Annotated in this window: 11 protein-coding genes; 6 read left to right on the top strand and 5 right to left on the bottom strand. The window is 74.8% G+C overall.

Going from position 1 to position 13739, the window contains the following annotated elements:
• Positions 1 to 253: 253 nt before the first annotated feature.
• The 4 genes from OOK41_RS24235 to wecB are packed head-to-tail and all read left to right on the top strand — an operon-like array spanning position 254 to position 4771.
• A complete protein-coding gene (locus OOK41_RS24235; RefSeq protein WP_117669453.1) occupies positions 254 to 1294 on the top strand; it encodes an SDR family NAD(P)-dependent oxidoreductase in 1041 nt (346 codons plus the stop codon).
• Positions 1288 to 2415 carry an NAD-dependent epimerase/dehydratase family protein gene (locus OOK41_RS24230; RefSeq protein WP_266266810.1) on the top strand — a complete coding sequence of 376 codons (1128 nt, stop codon included), beginning with the start codon at positions 1288 to 1290 and terminating at the stop codon, positions 2413 to 2415. Before OOK41_RS24235 ends, OOK41_RS24230 begins: the two co-directional genes overlap by 7 nt.
• Positions 2412 to 3650, top strand: coding sequence for a glycosyltransferase family 4 protein (locus tag OOK41_RS24225; protein WP_117669451.1), 1239 nt, complete (start codon positions 2412 to 2414; stop codon positions 3648 to 3650). Before OOK41_RS24230 ends, OOK41_RS24225 begins: the two co-directional genes overlap by 4 nt.
• Complete coding sequence (wecB, locus tag OOK41_RS24220; RefSeq protein ID WP_117669450.1) at positions 3647 to 4771, top strand: non-hydrolyzing UDP-N-acetylglucosamine 2-epimerase; 1125 nt, start codon at positions 3647 to 3649, stop codon at positions 4769 to 4771. Before OOK41_RS24225 ends, wecB begins: the two co-directional genes overlap by 4 nt.
• A gap of 24 nt (positions 4772 to 4795) precedes the next feature.
• Here the strand turns inward: wecB and OOK41_RS24215 are convergent, their stop codons facing one another.
• Positions 4796 to 5851 (bottom strand): GNAT family N-acetyltransferase, encoded by a 1056-nt coding sequence (locus OOK41_RS24215; protein ID WP_117669449.1) that lies wholly within the window; start codon positions 5849 to 5851, stop codon positions 4796 to 4798.
• A complete protein-coding gene (locus OOK41_RS24210; RefSeq protein WP_266266809.1) occupies positions 5848 to 6981 on the bottom strand; it encodes a DegT/DnrJ/EryC1/StrS aminotransferase family protein in 1134 nt (377 codons plus the stop codon). Before OOK41_RS24210 ends, OOK41_RS24215 begins: the two co-directional genes overlap by 4 nt.
• Positions 6982 to 7209: 228 nt before the next feature.
• Here OOK41_RS24210 and OOK41_RS24205 point away from each other — a divergent pair, with 228 nt between their 5' ends.
• Complete coding sequence (locus OOK41_RS24205) at positions 7210 to 8190, top strand: DUF389 domain-containing protein (RefSeq protein ID WP_243639762.1); 981 nt, start codon at positions 7210 to 7212, stop codon at positions 8188 to 8190.
• Positions 8191 to 8210: 20 nt separating this feature from the next.
• Here the strand turns inward: OOK41_RS24205 and OOK41_RS24200 are convergent, their stop codons facing one another.
• The 3 genes from OOK41_RS24200 to yidD form a co-directional block, all read right to left on the bottom strand.
• Positions 8211 to 8642: a hypothetical protein gene (locus OOK41_RS24200; RefSeq protein WP_117669446.1), complete on the bottom strand. Its 432-nt coding sequence runs from the start codon at positions 8640 to 8642 to the stop codon at positions 8211 to 8213.
• Between the two features lie 309 nt (positions 8643 to 8951).
• Complete coding sequence (locus OOK41_RS24195; RefSeq protein ID WP_266266808.1) at positions 8952 to 11405, bottom strand: Tex family protein; 2454 nt, start codon at positions 11403 to 11405, stop codon at positions 8952 to 8954.
• 165 nt (positions 11406 to 11570) lie between these two features.
• On the bottom strand, positions 11571 to 12086 hold the full coding sequence (gene yidD / locus OOK41_RS24190; protein ID WP_117669444.1) for a membrane protein insertion efficiency factor YidD: 516 nt from the start codon (positions 12084 to 12086) through the stop codon (positions 11571 to 11573).
• A gap of 135 nt (positions 12087 to 12221) precedes the next feature.
• On the opposite strand from yidD, the gene dgt reads away from it, so the two are divergent.
• A complete protein-coding gene (gene dgt / locus OOK41_RS24185) occupies positions 12222 to 13733 on the top strand; it encodes a deoxyguanosinetriphosphate triphosphohydrolase family protein (protein WP_117669555.1) in 1512 nt (503 codons plus the stop codon).
• Positions 13734 to 13739 lie beyond the last annotated feature (6 nt).

The raw sequence follows: 13739 nt of genomic DNA, 5'->3' as shown, positions 1-13739 counted from the left end.
CGCCGCGAACCCCGTTGGCGGGCTCGCCCGCGGCGAACTCGGAAGGTATTTTCCCTCCTTCTCATCCATTTAAGAGTGATTCGAGGATATAACCCGAAACGCGTACCTGTGGGTGTGGGGGCGTCGTTGACCCGGGTGCCGCACCGGAGCCGGCAGGCCCGGGCGGTCGCCCTCGCGGCCGACGCACCGCCGCGGCACGGGCGGGCGGGACGGGGAAAGCCGTCCGCCGGGCGTGACGAAAACGGGAGAGGCTATGGCTTTCACGACCTCGGGCCGCCGGGTGCTCATCACCGGCGGCACCGGTTCCTTCGGGCAGACCATGACGCGGCGACTGCTGGCCCGGGACGTGGGCGAGGTGCGCATCCTCAGCCGCGACGAGGCCAAGCAGGACGCGATGCGCCGGGCGCTCGGTGACGAGCGGGTCCGCTACCACGTCGGCGACGTCCGGGACCGGGACACGGTCGAGCGGGCGACCCGCGAGGTGGACTTCGTCTTCCACGCGGCGGCGCTGAAGCAGGTGCCGTCCTGTGAGTTCTTCCCGCTGGAGGCGGTCCGCACCAACGTGCTCGGCAGCGCCAACGTGATCGAGGCCGCCGCGCGCAACGGGGTCGGCTCCGTGGTGGTGCTCAGCACCGACAAGGCGGTCTACCCGGTCAACGCGATGGGCATGAGCAAGGCCCTGATGGAGAAGGTGGCCCAGGCCCACGCCCGTAACGACCCGCGCAGCGCCACCACGGTGTCCTGCGTGCGGTACGGCAACGTGATGTACTCGCGCGGCTCGGTCATCCCGCTCTTCGTCGAGCAGATCAAGGCCGGCCGGCCGCTGACCGTCACCGACCCGACGATGACCCGGTTCCTGATGTCGCTGGCCGACTCGGTCGACCTGGTCGAGCACGCCTTCCACCGCGCGCAGCCCGGCGACGTGTTCATCCGCAAGGCCGCCGCCGGGACGATCGCCGACCTCGCCGAGGCGGTCTGCCGGCTGTTCGACGTGCCGTGCAAGCTCGACGTCATCGGCGTGCGGCACAGCGAGAAGTGGCACGAGACGTTGGCCAGCCGGGAGGAACTGGCCCAGGCCGACGACTTCGGGGAGTTCTTCCGGGTGCCGGTCGACGGGCGGGACCTGAACTACGCGCTGTACGTCTCCGAGGGCGAGCTGGGCGAGGTGCCCCGGGAGGACTTCAACTCGGCCAACGCGCCCCGGCTCGGCGTACCGGAGATCATGGAGCTGCTGCGCACCCTGCCGGAGATCCGGGCGGAGCTGGCCCTGCGCGACCCGGTGCCGGCATGCTGAGGCTGGCCGTCACCGGCGCCGACGGCTTCCTCGGCTGGCACGTCCGGACGCTGCTGCGCGCGCTGGGCCGCCCGGAGCCCGTCGTCGTCACCCGGGCCGACCTGACCGACCCGGACGCCGTCGCCGCGAAGCTCGCCGGGGTCGACCGGGTGCTGCACCTGGCCGGTGTGAACCGGGGCGACCCCGCCCAGGTGGCCGCCGGGAACGTCCAGTTGGCCGCGCAGCTCGCGCACGGGCTGCGGCGCTGCCCCGCCCCGCCGGCGGTGGTCTTCGCCAACTCGGTCCAGGCCGGCAACGGCACCCCGTACGGCGACGCGAAGGCCACCGCGGCGGCGATCCTGGCCGACACCGGAGCCGCCCTCGACGACCTGCTGCTGCCCAACCTGTACGGCGAGCACGGCCGGCCCTTCTACAACTCCGTGGTCGCCACCTTCTGCCGGCTGCTCGCCTCCGGCGACCCGCCGCAGGTGCAGCTCGACCGGGACATGGAGCTGGTGCACGCCACCGACGCCGCCGCCCGGCTCGTCGGCGAGCCGGCCGGCGGGTCCTGGGACCCGGCCATGCCGGCGTTGCGGATCGGGGTGGGCGAGCTGGCCCACCGGCTGACCGGCTTCGCCGACGCCTACCGCCGGGGGGAGATCCCGCCGCTGCGGGACCGGCACGACGTGCGGCTGTTCAACACCTACCGCTCGCACGTCTTCCCGTCCGGCGTCCCGATGCCGCTGCCCCGGCGCTCGGACGCGCGGGGCGAACTGGTGGAGACGGTCAAGGTGCACGACGGCGGCGGCCAGAGCTTCTGCTCGGGCAGCCACCCGGGGGTGACCCGGGGGGAGCACTTCCACCTCGCCAAGATCGAGCGTTTCGTCGTGCTGCGCGGCTCGGCGGAGATCGCCCTGCGCCGGGTCGGCCACGCCGACGTCGTCCGCTTCGCGGTCGCCGGCGACGAGCCGGTCGCCGTGGACATGCCGACGATGTGGGCGCACCGGATCACCAACACCGGGCCCGGTGAACTGGTCACCCTGTTCTGGACCAACGAGATCTTCGACCCGGACCGGCCCGACACGTACCCCGAGCCGGTCGACCTGCCGGTCCTGGTGCCGAGCGCGGTGGTCGCCGGATGAGGGTCGGCCTGGTCAGCCAGTGGTACCCGCCGGAGGGCGCCTTCATCCAGGACAATCTCGCCGCCGAACTGGTCGCGCGCGGGCACGAGGTCAAGGTGCTCACCTCCTTCCCCAGCTATCCGTACGGCCGCCTCTACCCCGGCTACCGGCAGCGGTGGAACGACTGCGTCCGCACCGGCGGGCTGACCGTGCGCCGGGTGCCGTCGTACCCCAGCCACGACCGGTCCCCGGTGCGCCGGGCGGCCAGCTACCTGTCCTTCGCGGCGACGAGCACACTCGCCGGGGCCCGCTACCTCGCCGACGTCGACGTGACGTACGTCTACCACCCGCCGCCCACGTCCGTCGCCCCGGCCGCCCTCGGCCGGCTGCTGCGCGGCACGCCGGCCGTCCTGCACGTCCAGGACCCGTGGCCGGAGTCGGTGCGGCACTCGGGGATGGCCCCGCAGGGGCGCGCGGGCCGGCTGCTGGACGGGGCGATCGCCGCGGCCATGCGCCGGATCTACCGGTCGGTCACGGCCATCGCGGTGATCTCGCCGGCGATGGCCGAACTCGTCATCGAGCGCGGCGCGGACCCGGACCAGGTGCGGGTGGTCTGGAACTGGACCGACGACCGGCTGTTCCGGCCGGTGCCGGCCACCGACGCGGCCCGCGCCGCCATCGGCCACACCGGACGATGCACGATCATGTTCGCCGGGAACCTGGGGCTGCTCCAGGGGATCGAGACGGCGGTCCGGGCTGCCGCCGCGACCCGCGACCTCGTCGACCTGGTGCTGGTCGGCTCAGGAGTGCAGGAGGAGAGCGCCCGCCGGCTCGCCGCCGACCTCGGCGCCCACAACGTCCGGTTCCTCGGCCGCCGCCCGCCCGAGCGGATGGCCGAGCTGTACGCCGCGGCCGAGTACCAGCTCATCTGCCTGCGGGACGCGGCCGGCCTGCGGGGGACGGTCCCGTCGAAGCTCCAGGCGGCACTGGCCTGCGGCCGTCCGGTGATCGTCGCGGCGGGCGGCGACGCCGCCCGGCTGGTCCGCTCGTCCCGGGTCGGACTCACCTGCCCACCGGAGGACTGGCGGGCGCTCGCCGACCGGTTCGCGGCGGCGGCGGCCCAGCCCGCGGCCGAGCGGCTGGCGACGGCCGACCGCGCCCGCCAGGTGTACCTGGACCGCATGTCGCTACGGGTGGGAGTCGACCAGTTGGAGGACATCATGATCAAGGCCGCCGACCGGGGGAGGCGTCGATGACGCGCGTCATGACGGTGGTCGGTACCCGACCCGAGATCATCCGGCTGTCCCGGGTCATCGCCCGGCTCGACCGGACGGTCGACCACGTGCTCGTGCACACCGGGCAGAACTGGGACCCGACCCTCTCCGACGTCTTCTTCACCGAACTGCGGCTGCGCCAGCCCGACCGCTACCTCGGGGTGGACACCACCTCGCTGGGCAGCGTGCTCGGCGGCGTGCTGACCGGGGTGGAACGGGCGATCGAGGACCTTCGGCCCGACGCCCTGCTGGTGCTCGGCGACACGAACAGTTGCATCGCCGCGCTGATCGCCCGGCGGATGCGGGTGCCCGTCTACCACATGGAGGCCGGGAACCGCTGCTTCGACCTGAACGTGCCGGAGGAGACGAACCGGCGGGTGGTCGACCACGTGGCCGACTTCAACCTGGTCTACACCGAGCACGCCCGGCGCAACCTGCTGGCCGAGGGGCTGCACCCGCGGCGGATCCTGCACACCGGCTCGCCGATGCGGGAGGTGCTGGAGCACTACCGCGCCGAGATCGACAAGTCCGGCGTCCTGGAGCAGCTCGGGCTGACCCCCGGCGGCTACTTCCTGGTCAGCGCCCACCGGGAGGAGAACGTCGACGACGCCCCCCGGCTGGCCCGGCTCCTGGACTGCCTGCGGGCGGTCCGGGAGCACTGGGACCTGCCGGTGCTCGTCTCCACCCACCCCCGCACCCGCAAGCGGCTCGCCGAGCTGGCGCCCGATCCGGCCGATCTGGCCGGCATCACGTTCCACGAGCCGTTCGGCCTGTTCGACTACGTGCGCCTCCAGGCCCAGGCCCGCTGCACCCTGTCCGACAGCGGCACGATCAGTGAGGAGGCGGCGATCGTCGGCTTCCCCGCGGTGACGCTGCGCAACTCGATCGAACGCCCGGAGGCGCTGGACAGCGGCGGCATCCTGCTGACCGAGCTCGACCCGGACGCGGTCCGCGAGGCGGTGACGGTCGCGGTCGCCCAGGTGACGTCCGCGGGCGTGCCGTGCCCGGTGGACTACCAGGTCACCGACACCTCCCGCCGGGTCGTCAGCTTCATCCTCTCCACGGTGCGGCTGCACCACGGGTGGGCCGGTATCCGGCGCTGACGGCCCGATCGGGCCGGGGGCGGGTCAGCGCCCGCCGGCCCGGTAGGCGGGGAAGAACCCCCCGGCGCGCAGGTCGGCGGCCGGGCAGCCCAGGTGCTGGGCGCGGGCGGCGGTCAGCGCCGCGTACCGGTCCCGGTCGAGCACCGCCGCGCCCGTCCACCAGGGAACGAGGGCGCCGCCGAACGACGTCTTGAAGCGGAGCAGCCCGTCGTGGCCGCGCACCCCGCCGCCGAGGTGCACCCGGGTGCAGCCGGTCTCGGCGGCCCACTCCAGGATGCGCCAGACCAGCAGGTTGTTGGCGCCGTCGCGGGCCGCCGCCGGCTCCGAGCCGGCGAGGTGGTAGTGCGCCCGGTCCCCGTGCCGCAGCACGAGCGCCGCCGCGACGACCTCCCCGTCGGGGTCGCGTACCGAGACGAGCAGCAGGTTCTTGTCCAGGCCCGACGACAGCAGCCGGTAGTACCCGTCGGGGAACAGGTAGCGCTCGGCGCTGCCGATGCGGCGCATGGTCTGCTCGTACACCCGCCGGAACGGCGCGGCGGCGGTGAGGTCGAGGGCCGTGGCCGGCCGCAGCTCGACCGTCAGCCCCGCGTTCGCGGCCTTGCGGACGGCGGTGCGGGCCCGGCCCGCCATCGCCTCCCACACCCGGCGGGGACCCGCGTCCACGGCGACGGCCACGGTCTCGCCGTGCGGCGCCAGCCGCACCGTCCCGAGTGCCCGGACGGCCGCCACCGGCGCGGGATCCAGCGGCGAGAAGCGGAGGAAGAGGCTCACCAGGCCCTGGTCCCGCCAACAGGCCACGGCCCGCGCCCAGAACCGGGCCAGGTCGTCCGGCGGGCAGCCGGGTTCGACGTGCAGGCCGCAGTAGCCGTACGGGCTGATCCCGTCGGTCACCCCGTCGGCGACGGCCCGCAGCACGTACGGAAGCTGGATCCGCCGCCCCAGCCGGGCGCTGTACCAGGTGCCGCCCTGCGCCGCCGCGTCCGCCGTCCCGTAACCGGCGGTGAAGTAGACGTCGGGGCAGTCGGCGTCGAGCCGGCCGGCCCGCGGGCCCTGCCCGGTCAGCGTGAAGTCACCGGTCACCGGTGGTCCAGGAACCGTTCGACGGCCCCGCACACGCGGTCGATCTGCCGTTCGTCGAGCGCGGATCCGCTGGGCAGGATGAGGCCGGTGTCGAAGAGGCGCTCGGCGACGCCGGTGACCGACGCGGGCGCGTCGGCGTAGACCGGTTGCAGGTGCATCGGCTTGAACACCGGCCGGGTCTCGATCTCGTCGAGGGCGAGCGCGGCGCCGAGGTCCGCCGCCTGCCACCCCGCGCGGGCGGGGTCCACGACCAGCGTGGACATCCAGCAGTTGCCGCCGCCGTCGTCGTCGCCGAGCAGGCGTACGCCGGGCACCGTGGCGAACAGCTTCGCGTACCGTTCCCGCAGCAGCCGCCGCCGGGCCAGCATGCCGTCCAGGCGGTGCAACTGGCCGCGACCGATCGCCGCGAGCAGGTTGCTGGGGCGGTAGTTGTACCCGATCTCGGTGTGTTCGTAGTGGATCACCGGCTGGCGGGCCTGCGCGGCCAGGTACCGGCAACGCGCGACGAACGCCTCGTCGTCGGAGAGCAGCATCCCGCCGCTCGACGTGGTCATGATCTTGTTGTGCTGGAAGGAGAGGACGGCGGCGTGGCCGAACGAGCCGGCCGGGCGGCCCCGGTGGGTCGCGCCCAGGGACTCGGCCGCGTCCTCGATCACGGGCACCCCGGCCGCGGCGCACACCGGCAGCAGCGAGGTGTAGTCCGCGCAGGTGCCGAAGAGGTCCACGGACATGACCGCCCCGATGGGCCTTCCCGCCGCCCGCAGGCGGGCCAGCAGAGCGGCCAGCAGCGGCACGTCCAGGTTCCCGGTCTCCTCGTCGCAGTCCACGAAGACCGGCCGGGCACCGGTGTACGCGACGGCGTTCGCGGTGGCCGCGAAGGTCAGCGTCGGGACGATCACCACCTGCCCGGGGCCGACGCCGAGGCCGAGCATGGCCAGGTGCAGGGCGGCCGTTCCGGAGCTGGTCGCCAGCGCGGCCCGGATGCCGACCCGCTCGGCGGTGGCGTCTTCGAGGGCGGTGATGTCCGGGCCGAACGGGCCGACCTGCCGCGCCCGGAAGGCGGCCAGCAGGTAGGCCTCCTCCACCGGCCCGAGGTCGGGCGGGGACAGGTAGACGGGGCCGGCGGTCATGCCGCCACGGACCGGGCCGTGCGGGGCGGAAGGTCGGTACCGCTCCGCATTATACGGGAGGAATCCACGCTTTCTCCGTCTCTCGCCTGGACCGCATCAGAGTGGTCAGAACCGTTCTACCAAACGGGGGACCGGTGCCCGCCGCTTTCACGTATCGGCGAGCTCGCGCGGGTCGGACCGGCGGGCGGTAGAGTGCTGCCGGCCGCGCCGGGCGGTACCGGGCTAGGCGTGAGGGGACGGGCCGTGCTGCACCTCAGGGTGATCGCCCCGGCGGACCAGTCGTCGGCGGTGACCGACCTGCTCGCCGCCGATCCCGGCGTCACCCACCTGGTGGTGCTCCCCGGAACGGCCCGGCGGCCGAAGGGCGACCTGATCCTCTGCGACGTGGTCCGCGAGCGGGCCGACAACGTGCTGCACGAGTTGCAGCAGTTGGGCATCGAGGCGCGCGGCGGGATCGCCGCCGACGACGTGGAGCTGACCGTGTCCGAGGCCGCCGACCGGGCCGCCGAGGCCGCGCCCGGCAGCGGGGCGGACGCCGTGGTCTGGGACGAGGTGGCCGCGAAGACCGGCGAGCAGACCGAACTGTCCGCCACCTACCTGGTGCTCATCGTGGTGGCCACCATGATCGCCGGGATCGGGGTCCTGCTCGACCAGCCCATCCTGATCGTCGGCGCGATGGTGGTGGGCCCGGAGTTCGGCCCGCTGGCCGCCCTCTGCGTGGCCCTGCTGCGCCGCCGGCCGGCCGTCATCGGCCGCTCCGTGCAGGCTCTGGCGGTGGGCTTCCTGGCCGCCATGCTCGCCACCGTGCTCAGCACCTGGGCGCTGACCCTGGCCGGCCTGGTCAACCGGGAGCTGCTGCTCGCCGAACGGCCGCTGACCGACTTCATCTGGCGGCCGGACGCGCTGTCCTGGGTGGTCGGCCTGCTCGCCGGGATCGCCGGGATGCTGTCGCTGACCTCGAAGAAGTCCGGGTCCCTGGTGGGCGTCCTGATCTCGGTCACCACCGTGCCGGCCGCCGCGAACGTGGCCGTCGCCGTCGCGTACGGGGTGTGGCACGAGGCGGCCGGCTCGGCGCTGCAACTGCTGATCAACCTGTGCGCGATCGTGCTCGCCGGGCTGGCCACCCTGGCCGCGCAGCAGGCGTGGTGGTGGCACGTGGCCCGGCAGGTCCGGCGCCGCGCGGACCGGACCCGGCCGGCCGGCGGCTGACGGGTCCGCCCCGGGGCGGGTCACCAGTCGTCGCCGGCCGCCAGCCGCCGGGTGAGCAGGTCACGTAGCGGGACCGACTCGCCGTCCCGGCCTCCCTCGCCGACGATCAGGGGCGCCGGGCCGGGCTGCGGGTCGGCGCCGAGGAGCCGAGCCCGCAGGCCGGCCGGGACGGTCAGCAGGTACCACCGCCCGGCGGTGTCCACCGCCCGGGTACGGGCCCGGTCGACGTACCAGCCGGTGATCCGGGTGCGGTACCGACCCTGGCCCGCGTACGGCACGGCGGCGAGCCGGGTGGGCCGCAGCCCTCGTCGGGTCGCCTCGGCCGCGAACCAGGTCACGATCTCCGCTGCCTCGGCGCGCTCGGCCGCCCGCCGCCGCTCGTCCGCCTCGGCGTGCGCCCGCACCGCCCGCCGCTGCCGCTCCCGCCACTGGAGGTCGTCGTCCCCACCCATGCCGGCGACGGTACGCGCCGCGCCCGCCGCCCCGGCACCCGGCGGCGCCCGCCGGCCGCCGTCGCCGGGCGCTGCCGGGGCGGGCGGGTGTCGACGGCCCGTCGTCGGCGGCGGGCGCTGACGGGGCGGGCGGGTGTCGCCTTCATGTCACGCACATGGCGGTGTCCCGGCCCCGACAGCCCCCAATGTCACTGACCTGGAGTGGATCAAGGACGGGCGAGGGCCGGCGCGCGACCGGCGGGCCGGCGCGCGACCGGGCGGGCCGGCGGGCCGGCGGACCGGCGGCGCCGGATCGGGCCCCGCGACCGGTCAGGCCAGGCCGGCCCGGCGCAGCGCGTCGGCCATCGCCCCGTCGGCGGGCGGGGCAGTCCCGCCGCCCCGGCCCGGCCGCTGCTGCGCCCCGCCGCGCGCACCGCCCCGCCCCTGGCCGTCCCCCTGACCGCCGCGCCCCTGGCCGCCCCGGCCGCCGGAGGGCTCGCCCCGGCCGCCGCCCGACCGCTCGCCCCGGCCGCCGGAGGGCTCGCCCCGGCCGCCGCGCTCGCGCCGCGCGTCGTCCGGGCCGCGCCGCCCGGCCTCGGTCTCGTCCTCCAGCCGCAGCGTCAGCGAGATCCGCTTGCGCGGCACGTCGACGTCGAGCACCTTGACCCGGACCACGTCGCCCGACTTCACCACGTCGCGCGGGTCCTTGACGAAGGTCCGGGACATCGCCGACACGTGTACCAGGCCGTCCTGGTGCACGCCGACGTCGACGAACGCGCCGAACGCCGCCACGTTGGTGACCACGCCCTCCAGCACCATGCCGGGGGTCAGGTCGCCGATCTTCTCCACGCCCTCGACGAACGTCGCGGTCCGGAACTCCGGCCGGGGGTCCCGCCCCGGCTTCTCCAGCTCCGCCAGGATGTCGGTGACGGTGGGCAGGCCGAACGTGTCGTCGACGAAGTCGGTGGCCCGCAGGCCGCGCAGGATGGCGCTCTGCCCGATCAGCGAGCGCAGATCCTGGCCCGTGCGGGTGAGGATCCGCCGTACCACCGGGTACGCCTCCGGGTGCACGCTGGAGGAGTCCAGCGGGTCGTCGCCGCCGGGGATGCGCAGGAAGCCGGCGCACTGCTCGAACGCCTTGGGGCCGAGCCGGGCCACCTTCTTCAGCGCCGCCCGGGAGCGGAACGGGCCGTTGGCGTCCCGGTGCAGCACGATGTTCTCCGCCAGCCCGGCGCCGATGCCGGAGACCCGGGTCAGCAGCGGCGCGGAGGCGGTGTTGACGTCCACGCCGACGGCGTTCACGCAGTCCTCGACCACGGCGTCCAACGACCGGGACAGCTTCAACTCGGACAGGTCGTGCTGGTACTGCCCGACGCCGATCGAGCGCGGGTCGATCTTGACCAGCTCGGCGAGCGGGTCCTGGAGCCGGCGGGCGATGGAGACCGCGCCGCGCAGCGAGACGTCCAGCCCGGGCAGCTCCTGCGAGGCGTACGCGGAGGCGGAGTAGACCGACGCGCCGGCCTCGGAGACCACCACCTTGGTCAGCTTCAGCTCCGGGTGCCGCTTGATCAGCTCACCGGCGAGCTTGTCGGTCTCCCGGCTGGCGGTGCCGTTGCCGATGGCGATCAGCTCGACGCCGTGCGCCCCGGCCAGCCGGGCGAGGGTGTCGATCGAGGCGTCCCACTGCCGGCGCGGCTCGTGCGGGTAGATCGTGTCGGTGGCGACCACCTTGCCCGTGGCGTCGACCACCGCGACCTTGACCCCGGTGCGCAGGCCCGGATCCAGCCCCATGGTCGGCCGGGTGCCGGCGGGGGCGGCGAGCAGCAGGTCGCGCAGGTTGGTGGCGAAGACCCGCACGGCCTCCTCCTCGGCCGCCTGCCACAGCCGCGTCCGCAGGTCGGCGCCGAGGTGGATGAGGATCCGGGTGCGCCAGGCCCAGCGCACCGTGTCGGCCAGCCACCGGTCGGCGGCCCGGCCGTGGTCGGTGACCCCGAACCGGCCGGCGATCGCCGCCTCGTACCGGCTCGGGCCGGCCGGCGCCGCGTCGGAGTCGCCCTCGGCCTCCGGGTCCATCGTCAGGTCGAGCACGCCCTCCTTCTCGCCCCGGAACATCGCCAGGATCCGGTGCGAGGGCAGCTTCGGGTACGGCTCGGCGAAGTCGAAGTAGTCGGCGAACTTCGCCCCGGCCGACTCCTGGCCCTCGCGTACCCGGGCGACCAGCCGGCCCCGCGACCACATCTGCTCGCGCAGCGTGCCGATCAGGTCGGCGTCCTCGGCGAAGCGCTCGATGAGGATGGCCCGCGCGCCGTCCAGCGCGGCGGCGGCGTCGGCCACCCCCCGCTCGGCGTCGACGAATCCGGCGGCCCGCTCCCGAGGGTCCTGGGCCGGGTCGGCCAGCAGCGCCTCGGCCAGGGGCGCCAGCCCGGCCTCGCGGGCGATCTGCGCCCGGGTCCGCCGCTTCGGCTTGTACGGCAGGTAGATGTCCTCCAGCCGGGACTTCGAGTCGGCCGCCATGATCTGCGCTTCCAGGGCCTCGTCGAGCTTGCCCTGGCCGCGGATGGACTCCAGCACCGCGGCGCGGCGCTCGTCCAGCTCGCGCAGGTAGCGCAGCCGCTCCTCCAGGGTGCGTAGCTGGGCGTCGTCGAGCAGGCCGGTGGCCTCCTTGCGGTAGCGGGCGATGAACGGCACGGTGGAGCCGCCGTCGAGCAGCTCCACGGCCGCCCGTACCTGTCGTTCGGCGACGCCGAGCTCGTCGGCGATCCGCTGGTGCACAGACTGGGTCACGATCTGATCCGCCTTCTCGGGTGGGTTCCGTCCTGCATTGTGCCGCCCGCCCCCGACGCCGCCGCCCTGACCCGCCGCCCGCGCGCCGCCGCCCGGGTAGCGGGTGGCTGGTCCTGATCCCCACGGCTTCTTCAGCTTGGTCGTCAAGCTGAGCGGCGGGGTCGGTCAGGGCAGCGGGTCGGCGGTTCCGAGCGGCACCTGCGGCCGGCAACGGCGCAGCCGGGCCGCCGCGAGTCGCCCGCCGACGGCCAGCCCGTACCGGTCGACGGCGGCGAGTCCGTACGCGCTGCAGGTCGGGGTGTACCGGCACTGCCCCGGCCAGCGGTGCGACAGCCAGCGGCGGTAGCCGCGGATCGCGGCGAGACCGGCCCGGTCCAGCGGTCCGGGCCGAATACCGGCCGTCCGGCCCCGGCGGGCGGGTGCCTGGCCGCCGGCGGCGCCCGCGACGGCGGCGCCCAGGGTGAGCAGGGTGGAGTAGAGCCCGAAGTCGCAGCAGCCCGGGCTGCTGCTGCAAGGGTCGTCGCCACAGGAGTCCAGGGCCCCCTTGCGGCCCTTGCAGCCGGGTCCCTGACGACGCGCGCCGACCTCGCCGTGGCAGTGGCCCGTGGCATGGCAGTGGGTCGGCTTGCGGCAGGGGCAGGGCCCCCGGCCACCGGAGTCGCCGGCGCCGGTGATCTTCATGGGCGACATCATGCCTGGTCCGGGTAAGGCGTTCAGCCGGAGCCGCCCTGGTGGGCTCGCCCGACCCGTGCGGATCCACAAAACGTGACCGGAAACCCGGTGAACATCTGTGCACACCGCACTAGCGTGGTGATCATGGAACCTCCCGCTGACCCGCGGGCGCGGCGGCTGTTCGGCGGCAGCGCCCGGGCCCTCGGCGACCTCGCCGGCAGCCCGTTCCGGGCCGACCGGGACCGGATCGTGGCCTCGCCCTTCTTCGCCCGGCTGAACGGGGTCACCCAGGTGATCAGTCCCGGCGGCTCCGGGCTGCTGGTGCACAACCGGCTCACCCACAGCCTCAAGGTGGCCCAGGTGGCCCGGGCGATCGCCGAACGGCTCGCCGCCGACGAGCGCTGGCGGGACCTGCTGGAGAAGCTGGGCGGCTGCGACCCGGACGTGGTGGAGGCCGCCGCGCTCGCCCACGACCTCGGTCACCCGCCGTTCGGGCACCTCGGGGAGCGGGTGCTCGACCGGCTGGCCCGGCACCGGCTCGGCCTGGCCGACGGGTTCGAGGGCAACGCGCAGTCGTACCGGATCGTCACCAGCACCGAGATCCGGGGCGCGGCGACCACGGGCCTCGACCTGACCGCGGCGGTCCGGGCGGCCCTGCTGAAGTACCCGTGGACCCGGCTGGACCACCCGGACCCGCACCCCCGGCAGCTCGACCCGCCGCCCCGGGGCGCCGCCACCCCGCCCGACGACCCGGACAGCGGCTCGGCGAAGTTCGGCGCCTACCGCACCGAGCTGGACGACCTGCGGCAGGCCCGGGAGCCCTTCGCCGGGCGGATCGCCGACTGGCAGCAGACCGTCGAGGCGTCGGTGATGGACACCGCCGACGACATCGCCTACGCCATCCACGACGTGGAGGACTTCTACCGGGTCGGGGTGCTCCAGCAGGGCGCCGTGGCCGCCGAGCTGATGGCCTGGCAGCGGGAGAACGGGCACTTCCGCGCCGTCACCGGGCCGGCCCTGGCCGGGGCGGCCCGCCGGCCGGGGGCGGCGATCGAGCGGCTGCGCCGGCAACTGCACCGCAAGGACGGCTGGATCGCCGACGACGAGGCGTTCGCCGCCGCCGTGGAGCACGTCCGCGAGGAACTGGTCGAGGGGCTGCTGGCCATGCCGTTCGACGGCTCCATCGAGGCGGAGCAGTACGTGGCGCGGTTCTCCGCCCGGTGGACCACCCGGTTCGTCGACGCGATCACCGTTGCCGAGGACCCGTCGGTGCGCTCCGGGCACGTGCTGCTGGGCCCGGCGCAGTGGCACGAGGTGCAGGTGCTCAAGTTCGTCCACCACCGGTTCGTGCTGGCCCGGCCGGACCTCGCCCTGCACCAGCGCGGCCAGGCCCGGCTGCTGGACACCCTCGTCGAGGCGCTGTGGGAGTGGCTGCTCGACCCGGAGGAGGAGTCCCGGCTGCCGCGCCGGCTGCACGACCTGGTCGAGTTGGCCGAGGCGGAGTTGCATCCGCGCACCCCGGACCGGGTCGGCCGGGCCCGGGGGCGGGCGATCATCGACTTCGTCGCGCAGCTCACCGACGGCCAGGCGGTGGCGATGCTGGACGCCCTCTCCGGCCGCTCCGGGGCGCTGTGGACGGACGCCTTCGTGCTCTGACGGCGG

The organism is Micromonospora sp. NBC_01655 (genome assembly GCF_026339755.1).
Classification (GTDB): Bacteria; Actinomycetota; Actinomycetes; order Mycobacteriales; family Micromonosporaceae; genus Micromonospora.
Note: the sequence above shows the minus strand (reverse complement) of the source record. Positions and strands in the feature narration are given on the sequence as shown.

Bases quoted from the DNA above. Each gene is read 5' to 3' on its own strand.
- OOK41_RS24225 (WP_117669451.1), top strand. From the start codon at position 2,412: ATGAGGGTCGGCCTGGTCAGCCAGTGGTACCCGCCGGAGGGCGCCTTC.
- wecB (WP_117669450.1), top strand. From the start codon at position 3,647: ATGACGCGCGTCATGACGGTGGTCGGTACCCGACCCGAGATCATCCGG.
- OOK41_RS24235 (WP_117669453.1), top strand. From the start codon at position 254: ATGGCTTTCACGACCTCGGGCCGCCGGGTGCTCATCACCGGCGGCACC.
- OOK41_RS24230 (WP_266266810.1), top strand. From the start codon at position 1,288: ATGCTGAGGCTGGCCGTCACCGGCGCCGACGGCTTCCTCGGCTGGCAC.
- dgt (WP_117669555.1), top strand. From the start codon at position 12,222: ATGGAACCTCCCGCTGACCCGCGGGCGCGGCGGCTGTTCGGCGGCAGC.
- yidD (WP_117669444.1), bottom strand. From the start codon at position 12,086: ATGAAGATCACCGGCGCCGGCGACTCCGGTGGCCGGGGGCCCTGCCCC.
- OOK41_RS24200 (WP_117669446.1), bottom strand. From the start codon at position 8,642: ATGGGTGGGGACGACGACCTCCAGTGGCGGGAGCGGCAGCGGCGGGCG.
- OOK41_RS24210 (WP_266266809.1), bottom strand. From the start codon at position 6,981: ATGACCGCCGGCCCCGTCTACCTGTCCCCGCCCGACCTCGGGCCGGTG.